The following is an 18,443-nucleotide window of genomic DNA, read 5'->3' as shown; positions in this document are numbered from 1 at the left end:
GGTCATTTTAGTGCGAATCGGCGCTGGGTGATTTTTTCAAGGCTAAAGCACAGCAGGTAATAAACCAGCCCGGTAAAGATAAAAATGGCGGCGGGGTATATTTGCACCCGGCTGTTAACCTGACCGGCAACCGTCGTGAGTTCCGGCACGTTAACGATAAACGCCAGTGACGTGTCCTTCAGTAGCCCAATAAAAATCCCTGTCAGCGACGGCAGTACGTTACGCAGCACCTGCGGCAGCAAGATAAGCCACAGGGCCTGTTCCGGGCGAAAACCCTGAACGACTGCCGCTTCATATTGCCCGCCAGGCAGTGCGCTAATTCCAGCATACACCGAGTGCATCACCGAGGCGGCGGTGAACCATGCCAGCGCCAGCGTCACTGTAACGGCACCGGGCAGATCGCTTCCGGTCAGCATGGGTAGCAAATACCACATCCAGAAAATTACAAAGATGAGCGGAATGCCGCGAATAAATTCCGCCCAGATAAACAACCCGCTGCGAACCGCGCCCGGAAATCGCCAGGCGCAACAGGCAAGAACGATCCCGCCAGGCAGCGCCAGCAAAGCCGCACCGATAGCCATCAGCAAAGTGAGCAGGACGCCACCGGGTTGCCCCTCAGCTACACGTCCCCACAGGAGATAGTCAAGATTGTCGGTAATGACCGAAATATTAGCGATCATGCAGTATGCTCCTGACGCTGAAGATGCGCATTCTTATCTTTGACGATTTACCCGACGCAGACTGCGGGCCAAGGCGGGTAAGCAGCATACCCAGAACGATGCCGGTAAACAGATAGAGTGCGGTGCCAACGGCAAAGGCTTCCAGCGCGTGCGCGTTGTAGCTCTCAATTTGCCGTACCTGGTAGGTGAGCTCAGCAAATCCAATACCGCTGGCAAGCGAGGAAAGCTTCATCAGGTTGAGATATTGCCCAACAATCGGTTGCCAGGCGTTTGCCAGCCCCTGAGGCAGCAGAATGTGACGAAATATCGCCCAGGATGAAAACCCCTGCGCCACGGCAGCCTCGCGTTGTCCGGCAGAAACAGCCTGTAAACCCGAAGCGATCTCTTCAACCAAAAATGCTGAGGTAAATACCCCCAACCCCCATGCTGAACAGATAAATTCCGGCGTTAACCACCAGACATCACCCGGCAAAATTGACCATGGATGATCGGCATTGATAAAGCTAATGACGTTACGGGGTAGCCAGTTCCAGGCGGCAAAATACCAGAACATCAGTTGCACCAGTAAAGGCGTGTTGCGAAACACCGAGACCCACACCCCGACCATCGCTTTAGCGAGACGATTGCCCGTCAGGCGCAGGCCGAGCAGTGAGATGGCAATGAGCGTGGCGAGCACGATACCTGCCAGCGTCACCCAGAGCGTGGTGAGAAAACCGGAAATTATCCATTGCAGGGGTTGCCCGCTCAGCACTCCCTGCCAGTCCATTGCATGCATTATGACGATGACTCCTGGTGTAACGGGTCGAGCACTTTTTTCAGGAAACGCTGGGTTCTCGGGTGCTGTGGTCGGACGAAAAAATCCTCCGGCGCGGCCACTTCCAGAATATCGCCACCATCGATGAAAACCACCCGATCGGCAATTTCGCGGGCAAAATGCATTTCGTGGGTCACGACGATCATGGTGATACCGCTGTGGGCCAAATTTTTCATTACCTGTAATACCTCGCCGATCATTTCCGGATCCAGCGCGGAAGTGGGCTCATCAAACAGAATAATTTGTGGCGACGAGGCCAGTGCGCGGGCGATGGCCACGCGCTGCTGTTGCCCACCGGACAACTGCGCGGCATAGGCGTTGGCTTTTTCCGCCAGTCCCACTTTTTCCAGCAACTCAAGTGCCCGACGATCCGCTTCCGTCTTGTTCCAGCCGTGAACATATTCCAACGCCAGTGCGATGTTCTGCAGCGCAGTCAGGTGCGAATAGAGATTGAATTGCTGAAATACGAAACCGATACGGCTACGTAGCTGGCGTAACGCCGCCCCGCGCAACTGGCCAATCGGTTTACCATCAATGAAGATTTCGCCACCGCTGAGCGACTCAAGCTGGTTGATAAGACGAATAAGAGTGGACTTTCCTGAGCCGGAAGGCCCCAGAATAGTCACCACTTCACCGGGTTCAACCGCCAGGCTAACGCCGTTAAGGACGGTGTGAGCGTCATACTGTTTAATCACATTGCGTAGTTCGACGCTCGCCTGGCGCAAATGGGTAAAATCCGCAGCCGAAGCTGCGGATCGAGGAAAAAGGGCTGAGAGCATATTACTTGGCTTCTATTTTAAAGGCGCGGGCTTGCGGATTTTTGGTTTCAGGACCAAACCAGACATCATAAATTTTGGCTGCCTGCCCGGTAGATTCCAGCTTCAAAAGTTCATCGTTGACGGCTTTTAACAACGCTGGCTCACCTTTTTTCACCCCCACGCCGATCTCTTCTTTGCTCAGCAGGTCCGGCAGAATTTTGAAATCAGCTTTATCCGGCGCAGCGCCTAATAACCCGGCCAGAATCGTACTGTCCTGGGTAATGGCCTGAACATTGCCGTTGCGTAACGCGGTTAACGCCAGCGGGATATCGTCGTAGGCCAACACGCGCGACTGCGGGAAGCGCTGATGCAGTGCCTGTTCACCAGTAGTGCCTTTTACCGCGCCGATGCGTGCTTTACTGTATTCATCGAGCTTATCCGGAGATTTTGCTGGCACAAGGAACTGCTGGCCGGTAACAAAATAAGGGACGGAGAAATCTATTACCTGCGCCCGTTCAGGTGTAATCGTGATATCCGCGACGATTAAATCAGCTTTACCAGATTGTAATAACGGAATGCGGTTTGCCGGATTGGTCGCTACCAGTTCCAGTTTTACACCAAGGGATTTGGCCAGCGCTTCGGCAAAATCAACGTCGTAGCCGACAATCTTATGGGTTTTGGCATCGACGGAGCCAAACGGAGGATTCGCGTCAAATGTCGCGACTTTTACGACGCCTGCGGCTTTGATATCGGCCAGTTGGTCAGCCTGAACCTGCGAGACGGTAAGTCCTGAGGCCAGCAGCACGCCCAATGCCAGCAGTGTTTTTTTAGCGCGGTTAGTTTTCGTTGCCATCATTGTATGAAATCCCTGTAGTTTTTGGTTTGTGCTTTTTACGCTCCCATAACTTACGGTTGGGACAAAATAAGAAAAAATTCTTATCTATATACAAAATGTTATTAGTGAAGGATGTGTTAATAGCGGGTGAAAATAATGCATGAGTGAAAGGTAAAATCGTGCATAAGCCTGGTAATAATTCGCATTTTGTTTTTGTGTGAGAGCACGCTTGAATAAGATTGAGCTGTGCTAATGTCCAGAAATGCTACTGGAATACCCTCCGGACCTGTACCATATATCACAACAGGTCTGGAGTGGGGATAAGCATGCTGCGTGATAATTTTAACGATCTCTATTATCTCATTATCGTTGCCCGCGAGCGTAGTTTTACCCGGGCAGCGGCAAAACTTGGGGTTTCGCAATCCGCGCTAAGCCATGCGATTCGTGGGCTTGAAGAGCGGCTGGATGTACGGCTTCTGACCCGCACCACGCGCAGCGTTGCGCCGACCGAAGCCGGAGAACGGCTTATCAACAGTATCAGCCCGCGTTTTGATGACATTGAAACAGAGCTGCTGGCATTAACCGATGTCCGTCAGCGCGTGGCCGGTAACATCCGCCTGACGCTGGGCGAACATGCATTGCAATCTACCGTCTGGCCCGCGCTGGAGCCGTTTTTGCAGGCTTACCCTGATGTTAATGTGGAAATGACCATCGACAATAGTCTGACGGATATTGTGACTGGCCGTTATGACGCGGGTATTCGGCTCGGTGAGCAGGTGGCAAAAGACATGGTAGCCGTCAGAATTGGCCCGGACTGGCGCATGGTAGTGGTGGGGTCACCGGCGTATTTTGCTCGTCATGGCAAACCGCAAACCCCTCACGACCTGCAAAATCACAGCTGTATTAACATGCGCATGCCGACGTTGGGCGGATTATACGCCTGGGAGTTTGCTAAAGACGGGCAAGATTTGCGCGTACGGGTGGAAGGGCAGCTTATTTTTAACAATCTACCCCCGCGAATTAGCGCAGCGATGGCGGGAATGGGGCTGGCTTTTGTGCCGGAAGACACCGTCGAGCAGGCTGTTGCAGAGGGGGCATTGGAAAAAGTGTTGGAGGACTGGTGCGAACCTTTCCTTGGCTATTATTTGTACTATCCCAGCCGAAAACAACATACCGCCGCCTTTGCGCAACTGATTGAGGCCTTACGGTATACGGGCTGAAGTGGGTGGGGTTAACAGGCGATAAAAAACCGGCATTGCGCCGGTTTGGAAATCAGATTTTGCAGGCGTCGCCGCAGTCATTATCAGCAATAATTTCCTGCGCTTTCTTGTCTGCATCTTCCAGACGTTCAGCGTTACGCTCTTGCGCTTCTTCCAGTCCATCAAAGACCAGATTATCGAGATCAATTTCCATCATTCACCTGCTCAGGTTCAGCGTTTAACATCACGTTATTATATTGCAAAAATGTTGCTTAACAGCAGCGATTCTTGCTACTTAGCATCGAACGCAATCCGCTGTGCGTATTTATCCGCCAAAATAGCCTATGGTTCGCAATTGCTAAAGAATCGTTGGTTGTAAATACCGCAAAATCCTCGCTCTCTCTACCGTTTTATCTCCACTTTTTCATTAACGTGATGCGCGATCATTTTTAACAAACCTGCGACAAAATCACTATACATATAACTTAATATCTTTTATACATTAATTGTTCAACCCTGCGACTATTCCACAAAAGAGAAAGCAATATGGAACAGACACCTGATAAGAAAAATGATAATTTTCAAAAAGATGGCAAAGAACAGTTCAATCGCTCGATCGGTCTTATTTCAAACTTTGCGTTGGGTTTTACCTACCTGTCGCCGCTTACTGCCGTCTATTCGCTGTTTGCACTGGCCGTAACGCTGGCGGGGCCGCCCGCAGTATGGTGGATTTTAATCGTCGCATGTGGGCAACTTTTGGTGGCATTGGTGTTTGGTGAGGTCGCTTCCCAGTATCCGATAACCGGCGGGCTTTACCCCTGGGCCAGAAGGTTGTGGGGCAAGAAGTATGCGTGGATCGCCGCCTGGATCTACCTGTGGGCGCTGGTGGTCACCATTACGTCGATCGCGGAATATACATCAACGTTTGTTGAATCACTCTTCCACTATGGTCAGACGCCGGCCACGATGTTGGTGACTTCCGTCCTGCTGCTGCTGTTGATGATGGCCGTTAATATGTCCGGGACTAAAAATCTGGCCCGGGTGGCAAAAATTGGCTTCTGGTGTGAAATTGTCAGTGTGATCGCGCTGGGGATTTATCTGCTGATTTTCCACCGTTCACAGCCGTTCTCTGTGATTTTTGACTCGATGGGCGTGCTGGCTCATGACGGCAGCTACTCCACCGCATTTATGTCTGCTGCGCTGATGGGACTGTTTATGTTCTTTGGCTTTGAGGCCTGCGGTAACGTTGCGGAAGAGGTGCAGAATCCGAGTAAAAAGATCCCGGTGGCGATGATTTTAAGCATCGTATTCGGCGCGATTTCCGCCATTATTTCTGTTATGGGTTATTTGCTGGCTTCACCGAATCTAGTCAGCATCGTGAATGGCAAAACGTCCGATCCGATCCCGGCAATCCTTAATGAAGCTCTGGGCGAAACTGGCGCGACTGTCTTTATCGTGGTTGCAATTATCGCTATGTTGTCGTGCATTTTGTCTCTGCAGGCTGCGTTAAGCCGTCTTATCTTTTCTTTCTCCCGCGACAGAATGCTGCCGGGAAGTGAATGGATGGCCAAAATCTCTAAAAATGGTGTTCCGGATAATGCCATGGTCGTCAGTTGCCTGCTGCCAGTGATCATCTGCGTTTGGGTTTATTTCCAGCCAGATAACCTGTCGCGTATCACCGCGTTTGCTGTTATCGGGATTTACATCTCGTTCCAGATGGTTGTGCTGGCCGCGCTGCGTCAGCGTCTGAAAGGCTGGAAACCGGCGGGGGAGTGGACCATTGGCGGTTGGGGCGTAATCGTGAATGTGCTGGCGTTAGCTTACGGATTGTGCGGGATCTGGTTACTGGCGCAACCGGCAGACAGCAGCGACTTCATCGACCGTTGGACGGTCCTGTTCGGCCTGGCGATTGTTGTTGGCTCGGGGCTTATTTATATGTTCCTGACCCGTCCGTTTGGTCGTTCAGCGGCGCCGGAAAACGACGCCATTGCCTACGCCAATAAGCTCAATATGGGGCAGGATAACTAAAAACTAAGGGCCTTCGGGCCCTTAGTTTTGATAGTGATAAAGGATAAAGTAGTCGCTCCGATACACCACGGTACTGTTTGCAGGTGACAGCAATTCACCCACGCGAAAACGTGGCCAACTGGAGAAAATGATCCTGTTTTCCAGATTAGTCAGAATCACATAGTCAGGATGGGCACAGGAAAGCAGTTCGGCTTCTATCTGACTGACCAGCAGATCGACCGCGGCAACACCGAGAAACTGGTTGTTGTAGTAGACCGGGACGGCTGACGTTAGGGTATAGGAGATATTGCAAATATAGTCGACGTAGGGGCCGTGGATATAGGCTTTGCCTGCCGGAGGAGAATGCTTAAACCACTCAAAGGTTCTGAAATCCAGTCGTTGTTGCGTGGCCTGATCCAAATCCAGATGCGCCTGGCTTAAACCATTATCTTTCTTATACCACCACTCCAGCAACCAGTACTCTTTTGTGGTTGCGGTGCTCTCAATATGGCTGGCGAATCCTGCCCCTGAGCAGTAATGGTTGTTATTGAGCGTGCGCTTGATGTGCTGTTGAACGGTGGATCTGACTGAGGGGTCGAGAACGACCTCGGCTGAGGCCTTTTGTACCCCTGAAATCGCCTCATGGATGCTCCTCGCCAGCGCAACGGTAGAATCTACGGTAGAAACAGTAATGTCATCAATTTTACGAATTAATGCGCTTAGGGATGTCGAAGAGCTCATTGTCTGTCCTGCCTTCACTGATTGTCAGTTCGAGTTATATTTCAGCTTTTTTTCAATAAGGTAGTAGGTAAACGTGTCGATGATCTGCGTGGCAAACTGTACTGACTCTGCCTCGTTGTGAGCAGCCAGCGCATCGGCCAGCGCCGAATAAAGCGCGATAATTTCTGCATGAATACTGTCTGTGCGATAAAGTATCGCCACCAGCGATGCCCATTCAGCCTGAACCTGCAGCTCCTGATTGGCCAGTCGCGCTGAATGCGAACTGGCGGCAATCGCCAGCAGACAACGCATATCGGCCTGGGTCATCAGCTCAGGTGAGTTTGCCTTTCTGAGCACCTCGACAAACTCGCGAAATTTGGCGATATCCGCACCGGTCATCCGTCGGGAAGCCAGCCTCGCGCTATGGCTAATAATGGCGCAATGCATTTCACCCAGATCAGACAGATAATCCGTACTGATCGCCTTGAACGGATGCAGGGCGCTATTTTTGCCATCAATATATTCGCAAACGAAACTCCCGCCATTACGACCACGAACCGTATGGATAAGATTATTAGCCCGAAGCGTGTTTAGCGCTTCCCTGATAGTGATATGTGAGACACCCATCATCTTTGCCAAATCAGTTTCGTTGGGGAGCTGTTCTTTTGGCTCCAGCAACCCCGTGATAATGGCATTTGAAAGGCGTTGGACTATCTGGTCTGAACGACTGACCTGCCCGATAGGCGCAAATATGACCGCGTGAGTAATCATAATCTTTTCTGTACTCAATTCCCTGAAACAACGACCATTTTTAACACATGCCCGTCGGGCAAGGAAGGTAAGAATGGCCGAGTTATTTTACATGCCTGGGCGCAACGTCACTGCACAAGCGGATGTGTGTCCCGATAACCTTATGATGAGCTGGGCGTAACGCGTCAGCTGGCAATAAAAAGCCTCATCCTGCAAATGTGAAGATTAAGTTAAAAATGCGAGGCTTATCATAGTGTCAATGTTGCGCATTTGAAAAAATTTTACAATATATATATTACATAAGATTCTTTATGTATTAATTGGCAGGAGACAAACATGAAAACCCTGAAGCATTTTATTAATGGGCACTATGTAGCAGGCAGTAGCGAAGATAGCTTCGAACTGGTGAGTCCGGTTGACGGTGAAACGTACGCAATATCTCCCAACGCTAACGAGGCGGAGGTAGAGCAGGCTTACTCAGCGGCGGAGGCGGCGTTTAGCATCTGGAGAAAATCGACGCCGGCACAGCGGCAAAAGGCGTTATTGCGGCTGGCCGATGAGATTGAACGTAACGTTGAGCGACTGGTAACCGCGCAGAGTCAGGAAACCGGTCAGCTTCGCCATTTTATTGAGAAAGAGGAGATCGCGGCATCTTGCGATGCCATCCGCTTTTTTGCCGGAGCGGCGCGCTGTCTTGAAGGAAAGGCGGCCGGAGAATATTCCGCAGGATTTACTTCAACCATTCGTCGTGAACCGCTGGGTATTGTTGGGCAAGTGACGCCGTGGAACTACCCGTTCATGATGGCGGTGTGGAAGATTGCACCAGCGCTGGCGGCAGGCAACACGGTGGTGTTAAAACCAAGCGACACCACGCCAGTCAGTACGCTGCTGTTGGCTGAACTGGCCGCACCATTGTTCCCGAGAGGGGCGTTTAACGTTGTGTTGGGCAAAGCCAGCACTGGTTCGCTGGTGGTTTCAAACCCGAAAGCCTCACTGGTCTCGATTACCGGTTCGGTCCGTGCGGGTTTGCAGGTTGCGGCTTCGGCGGCGGCAAATCTGACCCGAGCACACCTGGAATTGGGCGGGAAAGCGCCCGCAATCGTGTTCGCCGATGCGGATATGGACAAGGCGATTGCGACGATTACCACAGCAGGCTTTTTCAATGCCGGGCAGGATTGCACAGCGGCAACGCGGATTCTGGTAGAGCAATCCATCTACGCAGAGTTTCTGGAAAAACTGATCCAGAAAACAAAAAGTATCAAATATGGGCCGCCAGAAGATCAAAATGCACTGTACGGCGCATTGAATAGCCGGAATCAGCTGGAGCAGGTGAAAGGCTTTATTGAGCGTTTACCGGCACATGCAAAAATTGAAACCGGTGGGCGCGCAGGATCTGGTCCAGGCTTCTATTTTGAGCCGACGATCGTCTCCGGTTTGCATCAAAATGATGAAGCTATTCAGCATGAAGTATTTGGCCCGCTAATGACTATTCAGTCGTTTTCTACTGACGAAGAGGTACTACACAAAGCGAATGATGTGGAGTATGGTCTTGCCGCAAGCGTCTGGACCAGTAACCATGGTCGCGCCCAACGCTTCAGCATTGACCTCGATTTTGGCACGGTGTGGATTAACAATCACATTCCTCTGTGTGCCGAAATGCCGCACGGCGGGTTCAAAAAATCGGGGTACGGCAAAGATCTCTCATCTTATTCACTCGAGGAATACACTCGGGTGAAACATATCATGTGCGACATTTCTGAATAGAGAGGATTACGATGAAAACATTAAAAATCGCGGTGCTTTCATTAGTGATGTTCTCGGGCTATAGCCTGGCAGAAAGTACATCGCTGAATACCGTAAAAGAGTATATGGCGGCGTGGAATGCGCATGATGCTTCGCGAGCCGCTCAATTTCTTGCTGATGATGCGGTCTATTATGATGCCGCCGCAGGGGAACCGATAAACGGCAGGGAAAAAGCAGAAAAAGAGGTTATCGGCGCTTTTATTAAGGCGGTTCCAGATCTTAGCTGGAAAATGGTTGGAAAACCCGTCTACGACGAAGATACCGTGGCCTTTCGTTGGGAATTTTCAGGCAAAAATAGTGGTGAATGGGCAGGGAGTCCGCCGACAAATAATCCGATCAAATTTGAAGGCGTCAGCTATATTCATGTTAAAGCAGGAAAAATCACCTGGCAGGGTGATTATTATGATTCTAAAAAACTGGATGAAGAGTTAAAGCCAGTGAAGTAGTCGGTTGTACCCCTTTATAAATAAGAAGGGGTATCTCTCTTATTTGTGTCGTATTAAAGGCAGTGTGTAGCAATAAGGAAAAAAGTTAATGGCAATTACCAGACGTGATTTTCTCAACGGCGTCGCGGTGACTATTGCGGCGGGACTTACCCCGCTGGAGTGGGTCAGGGCGGCAGGAAAGGGAAACGCATTTATAGATGGAAATTATTATCCTCCTGCGCTGACGGGGCTGCGGGGTAATCATCCTGGATCGTTTGAAATGGCGCATGCGCTAGGCCGCGAGCATAAACATTTTGATTTAAACGCTCTGCCCGTTGAGGAAGAGTACGATCTGGTGATTGTGGGTGGCGGGATTAGCGGGTTAGCTGCCGGTTGTTTTTGGCGTCAAGTTGCCGGGCAAAATAGCCGGATCCTGATCCTCGATAACCATGACGACTTTGGTGGACATGCCAAACGTAATGAATTTACCAGCTCGGGTAAGAAATTACTCGGTTATGGTGGCAGCGAAGCATTCCAGTCACCTGCGCATAATTTCAGCCCTGAAGTACAAAAGTTGATGGAAACCGTGGGCGTCAGCGTCACGCGGTTAAAAGAGAGTTTTGACGTAAACTTCTACCCCGACTGGCAGCTCAGTCGCGGCGTTTTCTTCGATAAGAAGAATTTTGGCGAAACAAAAATCGTCAGCGGCGATCCGGGACGCGCGGTATCTGATGATATTCCGCCGGACAGGCTCAATGGGCGTAAAATTGAAGACTTTATCAATGATTTTCCGCTAAGTGAGAACGACAGAAAAGCGCTGATCGACCTGCACGTCCGGCCCGGTGATTACCTGCCGGGGATGACGGTCGATGAGAAAATGGAATGGCTGGATACCCACAGCTACAGTGAATTTTTGGCAACAAAAGTTGGTTTGAGCAAAATGGCGCTGCTCTATTTCCAGCAGCGTTCCAACGACTTCTTTGCTATTGGTATTGAAGGTATTTCCTGTAGCGATGCCCGTGCGTGCGCCTTACCCGGCATGGAAGGGATGGGGTTACCGCCGTTGGACGGTGAGTCACTGGCCGACCTCGAAGAGCCGTATGTTTACCACTTCCCGGACGGTAACGCCGGGTTAGCCCGCCTGTTAGTCAGATATATGCTGCCGGATGCGCTATCGGGCAACACGATGGAAGACTCTGTCCTCGCCAGACTACATTACGAAAAGCTGGATCTGCCGGAAAACACCACGCGCCTGCGCCTGAACAGCACGGTGATTAATGCGGCCAACGTGCAGGATGGCGTGGCGGTGACCTATCTGCGTGACGGTAAAATGCACCGTGTGCGCGGTAAGAACACCATCATGGCAGGCTATAACATGATGATCCCGTATCTGGTGCCTGAGATGCCGGAACAGCAGCAGGCGGATCTTAAACTGAACGTGAAGGCACCGCTGGTGTACACCAACGTGGTGGTCAAAAACTGGCAGGCGTTCAAACAGCTTGGCGTACATGAGTTTTATTCTCCGGCGGCACCTTATAGCAGGGTTAAGCTCGACTATCCGGTCAGTATTGGTGGGTATCAACATCCGGCCTCCCCGGACGATCCGATGGTCATTCATATGGTCTATGTGCCGACCTATCCGGGCAGTAACCTGTCGGCCAGAGAGCAGTTCCGTCTGGGACGAGCCTATTTGCTGGGGACCACCTTTGCGGCGCATGAGGAGATGATTCGCTCCCAGTTGCAGGAGATGTTTGGCTCAACCGGATTTGATAATCAACGCGATATTTCCGCCATTACGGTTAACCGCTGGGCGCATGGCTATGCGTACTACGCCAACTCGCTGTTCGATGATATGGATAAGATGCCAGAAATTATCGAACGGGCGCGTAAGCCAGTCGGTCGCATTGCCATCGCTAACTCTGATTCTGACTGGAGTGCTTATGCCCACACGGCAATCGATCAGGCATGGCGTGCGGTTAATGAACTCAAGGATATGGGGTGATCTATGCGTAATGTAACCATTCTCGCCGCCTGTTTATTTACCGCTTCGGTTTCCGCTGCTGAATCTAACGGTGAATACATCGCGCGAATTTCAGACTGCGTCGCCTGTCACACCGCTGAAGGTGGTGCGGCGATGGCGGGGGGCAAAAAGTTTCCTACTCCGGTGGGGGATATTTATTCGACCAATATTACCCCGGACAAAACGCAGGGTATTGGAAATTATTCTTACGAGGATTTTGAAAAGGCCGTACGGCAGGGGATCGCCAAAGATGGTCATCCGCTCTATCCGGCTATGCCTTATCCCTCCTATGCGAAACTTTCTGACGAGGATGTTAAGGCGCTGTATAGCTATTTTATGCATGACGTCACGCCGTCAGCACAGCCCAATAAAGAGAATGCCATTCCGTGGCTACTCTCCGCCCGCTGGCCGCTGCATATCTGGAACTGGCTGTTTACCGACGCGCCAGTGACGGCTGTAGAGGGCGCGAAAACGGATGATAATGCTGCCCTGGTAAAACGAGGTGCTTATCTGGTGGAAGGCCCCGGACACTGCGGTTCATGCCATACCCCGAGAGGCATGGCGATGAACGAAAAAGCGTATACTAATGCTGATGCCGAATACCTGAGCGGCGCGATGATTGACGGCTGGTATGCACCGTCGCTGCGCGGCACCGGTATGTCTGAGCAGGAGTTAAAATCGCTGTTGCTGACCGGTAAAAGCAAGCATGCCGCGGTTTCAGGTTCGATGGCTGAAGTCGTCACGCAGAGTACACAGTATCTGACCGACGAAGATGCCACGGCGATCGCCCAATATCTGTTGAGCCTGAAAAGTGCGAAGCCTGAAACGGTACGTGCTGCGGCGACTACAGCATCCTGGTCGAATTCACCTGAGGCGGGCAAAGTGACCTATAACCGCTACTGTTCAACTTGTCACGGTCTGGAAGGGAAAGGTACGGATGATAACGCGCCTTCTTTAGTTAACAATCCACTGGTGATGGTTGATGACCCGACACCGCTGTTCAGAGTGATTGCTCACGGCGCAGAAACACCGACAACGCGTGGCAGCGTCTCCTTTAAGATGCCTGCCTACGGTGGCTTGTTAAGCGATAACGAAATGCGCGACGTGATCAACTACGTGCGTAAAAGTTGGGGTGAAGGGAATAGCGAAGTAAGCCAGGAAGACCTGGCTGGCGTTAAAAAAGCGTCACATTAAACAGTATGCCGGAGAAGGTGCTTGCACCGTCATCCGGCAGTGCTTACACGGTGTTTACCCTGATAATATCCGCGAGTCGGGTAAACGCCGCCGTCATTTCATTTTCTTCTATACTGGCAAATCCCAGCAACAGGCCGCTGCGTTTCTCTTCATTCACGTAGTAGCGTGACAGTGGGCGCACCAACAACCCTTGCGCATTCGCCTGTTGGGCAATGACCGCATCATCGCTCCCGGTGGGTAGCTGTAAGATCATATGCAGTCCGGCGTTGCTGCTGAAAGAACCAAGAAAATGTTCACCAAGCTGGCGGCTGATAAGCTCTACCAGCATCTGGCGACGACGACTGTATAGCTGACGCATTTTCCGAATGTGTGCCGCGTAATAACCCTCGCGAATAAACTCCGCCAGTGCGGCCTGAATCAACAGATGCCCACCACGATAGAGGTCGTTATGAACCTTTTTCAGCGGAGCGGCTAACGATTTAGGTAGCACGACATACCCGAGTCGCAGTGCGGGATAGAGTGTCTTACTGAATGTCCCGATGTAAATGACCGGTGTCTCTTCTTCCAGCCCCTGCAAAGAGGGAATCGGCTGGCCGGAAAAGCGGAACTCACTGTCGTAATCATCTTCCACTATCCAACTTCGCGTTTCACGTGCGCGAAAGAGAAGTTGCCGGCGGCGGCTCAGACTCATTACCGAACCGAGCGGGTATTGATGTGACGGTGTCACAAAAATAAGTTTTGGCGGTGTTTCACCTGCATCCGGCGGGACCATGCCTTGTTCATCAACCGGGATAGCCGAAAAATTAACGGCATTGATGCGCAGAATATTTTTGATTCCCCAGTAGCCCGGTTCCTCAATCCAGGCGTGATCGCCGGGGTTGCATAAAGTCCGGGTCACCAGATCCAGGGCCTGGTGAATACCTTCAGTAATCAGAATTTGCTCCGGTGAGCACCGTACGCCGCGAGCGGTGCGCAGATAGTCTGCCAGTGCTTCTTTTAGCTCATTCACGCCGCCTGTGGCATCGTAAGTGAGATACTCCGGGCGCAGTCGTCTTGCCAGCCTGTCCTGAATTTTCTTGAGCACCCGGTGGGGGAAATGCTCTACATCAGGTACGCCTGGAATAAATGCCCCCCACTGACGGGGACTGGCGCTGGCATGACCCAGCAGCTCAAGGCAGCGGTCGGATAAGCGGGTGTGATCTTCCAGAGCGGCAGCAACAGGCTCTTTTTCAGGACGCAGGTCGAGATTGTCCAGCACGCTGTCGGTCACAAATGTGCCGCTGCTGGTGCGCGCGGAAATATACCCTTCAGCTTGCAACTGTTCGTACACCCGCAGGACGGTATTGCGCGATAGCGTCAGCTCTCCTGCCAGGTCACGCGACGGAGGCATTCGGGTAGCCGGTTTCAGGCTACCTTCGAGGATGCAACTACAAATGGCGGCATACAGGCGGCGATGTAGTTTTTCGTCAGTCTGCTGATTAAATGCATGCTTGATCACATCTCCGGCAAGTGAACGCATTTGGATCCTTAAAATAAAACGATTTGGCTCTCGATTAAAGTACCAGACGGCGTCTAAATTTAAAGGGTAATTCAACCGAAATGTATTAATGGACAAGGTGTAGAGAATGAACAATAAAAACCTGCAACAACGTCGTCTGGATGCCACCCCGCGTGGCGTGGGTGTGATGTGTGATTTTTATGCCCAGTCGGCAGAAAACAGCACGATTACCGATATCGAAGGCAATCAGTACATCGATTTTGCCGCCGGGATCGCCGTGCTGAACACCGGACACCGCCATCCTCGCCTGGTGCAGGCAGTCGAAGCGCAACTTCAGGCTTTTACCCATACGGCTTATCAGATTGTCCCGTACGAAAGCTATGTGTCTTTAGCTGAGAAAATCAACGCCGTTGCGCCAATCGACGGCAAGCGTAAAACCACATTCTTCACTACCGGGGCTGAAGCGGTAGAAAACGCGGTGAAAATTGCGCGCGCGCATACCGGCCGTCCTGGCGTTATCGCATTTGGCGGTGGTTTTCATGGGCGAACTTACATGACGATGGCGTTAACCGGCAAGGTGGCACCCTATAAAAAAGGTTTCGGCCCGTTCCCTGGCTCTGTTTACCATGCGCCGTATCCTTCTGAATTGCAGGGTATTTCCACGGCGGATTCCCTAAAAGCGATTGAGCGTCTGTTTAAAGCCGATATCGATCCAACCCAGGTTGCGGCGATTATTTTCGAACCCGTCCAGGGCGAAGGAGGCTTCGTGGTGGCACCGCCAGAATTTGTGGCTGCCATCCGCCGTATTTGCGACGAGCATGGCATCGTGATGATCGCTGATGAAGTACAAAGCGGGTTTGCCCGTACGGGTCAGCTGTTTGCGATGGATCATTACGCCGATAAAGCGGACCTGATGACCATGGCGAAAAGCCTTGCGGGCGGCATGCCGCTGTCAGGCGTCGTGGGCAAAGCCGAAATTATGGATGCGCCTGCGCCGGGTGGTCTGGGGGGAACCTACGCCGGAAACCCGCTGTCGATCGCAGCGGCCCATGCGGTGCTGGATATCATTCGTGATGAGCAGCTATGCCAGCGTGCGGCGGCTCTCGGCGAACAGCTGCGCGCCGCTCTGACAGACGCGCAAGCAGGGTGTCCTGAACTGGCCGAAGTGCGAGGTTTAGGCTCTATGATTGCTGCTGAATTCTGTGATGCAGCGACAGGAGAACCCAACGCTGCCGCCGCACAACGCGTGCAGAAGAAAGCCCTTGAGCAAGGATTGCTGCTACTGACCTGCGGTCAGTATGGCAACGTTATTCGTTTCCTTTACCCGCTGACAATTCCGCAGGATCAGTTCGCTAAGGCGCTCGATATTATCAAAGCAGCAACCAAGTAATTCGTTAGTTGTCATTTACCCAAAGCCGACGGTCGTCATCACCGTCGGCTTTTTTGTTGCCGTGGATTTACCAACCACATGCCGTTATATATTTACATATATATCGATTGGATCTATTCTATTCATCATACAAATATAATAACTGTACTCTTCAAGAGAAGGCGCTTGCGTTAGCGGCCTCCAGTCTTCCTATCTAACGAATTGAATTAACGAATGTTAAATAACAAATTTACCCCAGTGGCCTCTGGGTTGTTAACCTTTGCCTGTTTTTCCACCGCCGTCACGGCTCATGCTGAAGATACCGTCATCGTTTCGGCGCCAGCCACGTCACAATCCTCGTTATCGGAACATGAACCTCCGGCGAGCGAAAAAAAAGTCACGTTAGGTAGCCTCGGCGAGCGAGAGTTGATAGACGTTCCCTGGTCGGTGCAGACGTTGTCGAAAAAAGTGCTGGATCAGCAACAAATCAAAGATGTGAAAGACGCCTATCGCTACCTACCGTCCGTTCAGGGTGACGGCGTCCGCCCACAAACCCGCGGCATGCAGGGGAGCGTGGTACAAAACCATATGATTGATGGCCTGAACGCCGTCTCCACGACGGAATATTCGACCGAACAGTTCCAGAACATTGAGGTGTTGAGCGGCATCGCTGGATCGCTGTATGGCCCTGCTAATCCAGCAGGGATGTTTAATTTGGTGTCTAAACGACCTGTCGATACACCGTTGCATCGTGTCACAGTAGGGCAAGGTACAGGGTCGGGAACGTTGGCATCGATGGATTTCAGCGGCCCAATCGATGCGGGAGACCGGGTGAAATATCGCCTCAACTTGCTGAACGATGAGGGCCATAGCTACACCACCGATAGCCATGTCCGTCGACAGTACGCTGGCTTGGGGCTGGACTTTCAACTGACAGATCAAACGGTGCTGGAGAGTAATTTCAGCTATTACCATTATTACGAAAAAGGCATGCCGGGTAGCTTTGCCCTGGCGAAAGGCGTTCACTTTCCCGCGGCATTTGATCCTACGGACAGTAAATATGGTCAATCTTATGCGGGTCATGATGACGAAACGACTACCGTCGATATGCATATTAAGCATGATTTTGACGGCAACTGGATGCTGGATCTGGGGGCGCTGCACCAGGTTGCAGACCGCGAGTCGACGGCCGTGACCAACACCCTGACGGATAACCGGGGCGATTACACCACTACAACCTCTAATTCGGCGGCCAGTCGGTTTACCATCAACAGTTATTTAGCGAACCTGACCGGTAGCATTGATACCGGCTGGCTGACGCAGGATATTGCTACCGGAATGCGTGGATTTGTGTGGAAAAACTATAATCCAAGAAACGGCGGCACTTTCACTCTGGGGCATTCTTCCCTCGATCAACATCCCGACTACCCACGACCACCGTATCCAGATTTTAACGATCGCTATCATTCAGCGACCACCACTCAACATGCATTTTTGCTCAGCGATACGCTGCATTTTTCCCCGCAGTGGAGTTTGCTGCTTTCCGGCAGCGAGAACCTGTTTACCGTCAGTAACTACAACAAAGCTGGACATGAAAGCAGCCGTCAGCAGGACAATGGCATGAGCGGTTCTACCAGCCTGATGTATAAACCGGTGGAGAACGTCACGCTGTATACCACCTGGGCGGACAGTTTGCAGCAGGGCGATACCGCGCCCGCTGGGGCGCGCAATGCCGGGCAGGTGTTAGATCCCTACCGTAGCCATCAACTGGAGGTGGGCGCAAAATATGCGCCAGTAAAAGATCTGCTGCTCACCGCTGCGCTTTTTGAAGCCAAACGCCCCTTTGCCTATACCAACGACAATGGCGATTTTGCTCAGGATGGTACGCAGAAAAACCGTGGGCTGGAACTGATGGCTGATGGGCATATCACCCGTAATTTGCGCGTGTTAGGCGGCGGAGCCTGGCTTGATCCAACGCTTCATAATACCGCGGCCAGCAATGCGGATGGTAAGCAAGTTGTTGGTTTGCCGCGCTTCGCCTCGAATATCCTCGCAATCTACACCATCGAACGGGTTCCGGGACTGGATATCGACACGAACGTGCATTACGTCGGACGTCGGGCTACCGATAATGCCAACGACAGCTGGGTCGGGAGTTACACCACGGTGGACATCGGTACGCGTTATGCCACCAGACTGTGGAACACATCAACCACTTTCCGGTTTGATATCACCAATCTCACCGACCGTCACTATTGGACCAATATTGTTCCGGGCGCATTGACTGGTTACACCGGCGCAGGGGCTGCCAGCGCTCAACTTGGCGCACCGCGCCAGGCTCAGTTTTCTGTTCAGGTTGATTTTTAGGGGT

At 51.8% G+C, this 18,443-nt stretch carries 16 protein-coding genes; 8 read left to right on the top strand and 8 right to left on the bottom strand.

What is annotated here, in order from left to right:
- Positions 1-2: 2 nt before the first annotated feature.
- The 4 genes from OGX83_RS07520 to OGX83_RS07505 are packed head-to-tail and all read right to left on the bottom strand — an operon-like array spanning position 3 to position 3,108.
- Positions 3-680, bottom strand: coding sequence for an amino acid ABC transporter permease (locus OGX83_RS07520; protein ID WP_286587696.1), 678 nt, complete (start codon positions 678-680; stop codon positions 3-5).
- A complete protein-coding gene (locus OGX83_RS07515) occupies positions 670-1,455 on the bottom strand; it encodes an amino acid ABC transporter permease (RefSeq protein WP_167819870.1) in 786 nt (261 codons plus the stop codon). Before OGX83_RS07515 ends, OGX83_RS07520 begins: the two co-directional genes overlap by 11 nt.
- Entirely contained in the window at positions 1,455-2,273 is an 819-nt protein-coding gene (locus OGX83_RS07510) for an amino acid ABC transporter ATP-binding protein (RefSeq protein WP_071446911.1), read from the bottom strand. The genes OGX83_RS07515 and OGX83_RS07510 overlap by 1 nt, the downstream gene beginning before the upstream one ends.
- A gap of 1 nt (position 2,274) precedes the next feature.
- Positions 2,275-3,108, bottom strand: coding sequence for an ABC transporter substrate-binding protein (locus tag OGX83_RS07505; protein ID WP_020996433.1), 834 nt, complete (start codon positions 3,106-3,108; stop codon positions 2,275-2,277).
- A 305-nt stretch (positions 3,109-3,413) separates the two neighbouring features.
- Between OGX83_RS07505 and OGX83_RS07500 the strand changes: the two genes are divergently transcribed.
- A complete protein-coding gene (locus OGX83_RS07500) occupies positions 3,414-4,307 on the top strand; it encodes a LysR family transcriptional regulator (protein WP_286587693.1) in 894 nt (297 codons plus the stop codon).
- 52 nt (positions 4,308-4,359) lie between these two features.
- Here OGX83_RS07500 and OGX83_RS07495 read toward each other — a convergent pair whose 3' ends face one another.
- Positions 4,360-4,500: a hypothetical protein gene (locus OGX83_RS07495; RefSeq protein ID WP_003832695.1), complete on the bottom strand. Its 141-nt coding sequence runs from the start codon at positions 4,498-4,500 to the stop codon at positions 4,360-4,362.
- Between the two features lie 332 nt (positions 4,501-4,832).
- Here OGX83_RS07495 and OGX83_RS07490 point away from each other — a divergent pair, with 332 nt between their 5' ends.
- Complete coding sequence (locus OGX83_RS07490; protein WP_003832697.1) at positions 4,833-6,314, top strand: APC family permease; 1,482 nt, start codon at positions 4,833-4,835, stop codon at positions 6,312-6,314.
- A 21-nt stretch (positions 6,315-6,335) separates the two neighbouring features.
- Here OGX83_RS07490 and OGX83_RS07485 read toward each other — a convergent pair whose 3' ends face one another.
- Both OGX83_RS07485 and OGX83_RS07480 read right to left on the bottom strand, forming a co-directional pair.
- Positions 6,336-7,034: a cache domain-containing protein gene (locus OGX83_RS07485; RefSeq protein ID WP_103014626.1), complete on the bottom strand. Its 699-nt coding sequence runs from the start codon at positions 7,032-7,034 to the stop codon at positions 6,336-6,338.
- A gap of 24 nt (positions 7,035-7,058) precedes the next feature.
- The gene (locus OGX83_RS07480; RefSeq protein ID WP_208744355.1) at positions 7,059-7,784 is read right to left on the bottom strand and encodes a FadR/GntR family transcriptional regulator; all 726 of its coding nucleotides are present in this window, start codon (positions 7,782-7,784) and stop codon (positions 7,059-7,061) included.
- A gap of 315 nt (positions 7,785-8,099) precedes the next feature.
- On the opposite strand from OGX83_RS07480, the gene OGX83_RS07475 reads away from it, so the two are divergent.
- The 4 genes from OGX83_RS07475 to OGX83_RS07460 all read left to right on the top strand — a co-directional run bounded on the left by OGX83_RS07475 (position 8,100) and on the right by OGX83_RS07460 (position 13,205).
- A complete protein-coding gene (locus OGX83_RS07475) occupies positions 8,100-9,527 on the top strand; it encodes a gamma-aminobutyraldehyde dehydrogenase (protein ID WP_208744354.1) in 1,428 nt (475 codons plus the stop codon).
- Between the two features lie 11 nt (positions 9,528-9,538).
- The gene (locus tag OGX83_RS07470; RefSeq protein WP_032943249.1) at positions 9,539-10,012 is read left to right on the top strand and encodes an ester cyclase; all 474 of its coding nucleotides are present in this window, start codon (positions 9,539-9,541) and stop codon (positions 10,010-10,012) included.
- An 88-nt stretch (positions 10,013-10,100) separates the two neighbouring features.
- Entirely contained in the window at positions 10,101-11,993 is a 1,893-nt protein-coding gene (locus OGX83_RS07465) for an NAD(P)-binding protein (protein ID WP_286587690.1), read from the top strand.
- Between the two features lie 3 nt (positions 11,994-11,996).
- Entirely contained in the window at positions 11,997-13,205 is a 1,209-nt protein-coding gene (locus OGX83_RS07460; RefSeq protein ID WP_167819873.1) for a c-type cytochrome, read from the top strand.
- Positions 13,206-13,248: 43 nt separating this feature from the next.
- On the opposite strand, the gene pdxR is transcribed toward OGX83_RS07460, so the two are convergent.
- Positions 13,249-14,724, bottom strand: coding sequence for a MocR-like pyridoxine biosynthesis transcription factor PdxR (pdxR, locus tag OGX83_RS07455; protein WP_103285127.1), 1,476 nt, complete (start codon positions 14,722-14,724; stop codon positions 13,249-13,251).
- A gap of 106 nt (positions 14,725-14,830) precedes the next feature.
- Between pdxR and puuE the strand changes: the two genes are divergently transcribed.
- Positions 14,831-16,093, top strand: a complete 1,263-nt coding sequence (gene puuE, locus OGX83_RS07450) for a 4-aminobutyrate transaminase (protein ID WP_003832711.1) — start codon at positions 14,831-14,833, stop codon at positions 16,091-16,093.
- Positions 16,094-16,306: 213 nt separating this feature from the next.
- Positions 16,307-18,439: a TonB-dependent receptor gene (locus tag OGX83_RS07445; RefSeq protein WP_174770321.1), complete on the top strand. Its 2,133-nt coding sequence runs from the start codon at positions 16,307-16,309 to the stop codon at positions 18,437-18,439.
- The last annotated feature ends 4 nt before the right edge of the window (positions 18,440-18,443 follow it).

It is taken from the genome of Citrobacter sp. Cpo074 (assembly GCF_030332745.1).
Classification (GTDB): domain Bacteria; phylum Pseudomonadota; class Gammaproteobacteria; order Enterobacterales; family Enterobacteriaceae; genus Citrobacter; species Citrobacter portucalensis.
Note: the sequence above shows the minus strand (reverse complement) of the source record. Positions and strands in the feature narration are given on the sequence as shown.

Excerpts from the sequence above, each read along its gene's own strand:
- OGX83_RS07520 (WP_286587696.1), bottom strand. The coding sequence starts at position 680 with ATGATCGCTAATATTTCGGTCATTACCGACAATCTTGACTATCTCCTG.
- OGX83_RS07515 (WP_167819870.1), bottom strand. The coding sequence starts at position 1,455 with ATGCATGCAATGGACTGGCAGGGAGTGCTGAGCGGGCAACCCCTGCAA.
- OGX83_RS07510 (WP_071446911.1), bottom strand. The coding sequence starts at position 2,273 with ATGCTCTCAGCCCTTTTTCCTCGATCCGCAGCTTCGGCTGCGGATTTT.
- OGX83_RS07505 (WP_020996433.1), bottom strand. The coding sequence starts at position 3,108 with ATGATGGCAACGAAAACTAACCGCGCTAAAAAAACACTGCTGGCATTG.
- OGX83_RS07500 (WP_286587693.1), top strand. The coding sequence starts at position 3,414 with ATGCTGCGTGATAATTTTAACGATCTCTATTATCTCATTATCGTTGCC.
- OGX83_RS07495 (WP_003832695.1), bottom strand. The coding sequence starts at position 4,500 with ATGGAAATTGATCTCGATAATCTGGTCTTTGATGGACTGGAAGAAGCG.
- OGX83_RS07490 (WP_003832697.1), top strand. The coding sequence starts at position 4,833 with ATGGAACAGACACCTGATAAGAAAAATGATAATTTTCAAAAAGATGGC.
- OGX83_RS07485 (WP_103014626.1), bottom strand. The coding sequence starts at position 7,034 with ATGAGCTCTTCGACATCCCTAAGCGCATTAATTCGTAAAATTGATGAC.
- OGX83_RS07480 (WP_208744355.1), bottom strand. The coding sequence starts at position 7,784 with ATGATTACTCACGCGGTCATATTTGCGCCTATCGGGCAGGTCAGTCGT.
- OGX83_RS07475 (WP_208744354.1), top strand. The coding sequence starts at position 8,100 with ATGAAAACCCTGAAGCATTTTATTAATGGGCACTATGTAGCAGGCAGT.
- OGX83_RS07470 (WP_032943249.1), top strand. The coding sequence starts at position 9,539 with ATGAAAACATTAAAAATCGCGGTGCTTTCATTAGTGATGTTCTCGGGC.
- OGX83_RS07465 (WP_286587690.1), top strand. The coding sequence starts at position 10,101 with ATGGCAATTACCAGACGTGATTTTCTCAACGGCGTCGCGGTGACTATT.
- OGX83_RS07460 (WP_167819873.1), top strand. The coding sequence starts at position 11,997 with ATGCGTAATGTAACCATTCTCGCCGCCTGTTTATTTACCGCTTCGGTT.
- pdxR (WP_103285127.1), bottom strand. The coding sequence starts at position 14,724 with ATGCGTTCACTTGCCGGAGATGTGATCAAGCATGCATTTAATCAGCAG.
- puuE (WP_003832711.1), top strand. The coding sequence starts at position 14,831 with ATGAACAATAAAAACCTGCAACAACGTCGTCTGGATGCCACCCCGCGT.
- OGX83_RS07445 (WP_174770321.1), top strand. The coding sequence starts at position 16,307 with ATGTTAAATAACAAATTTACCCCAGTGGCCTCTGGGTTGTTAACCTTT.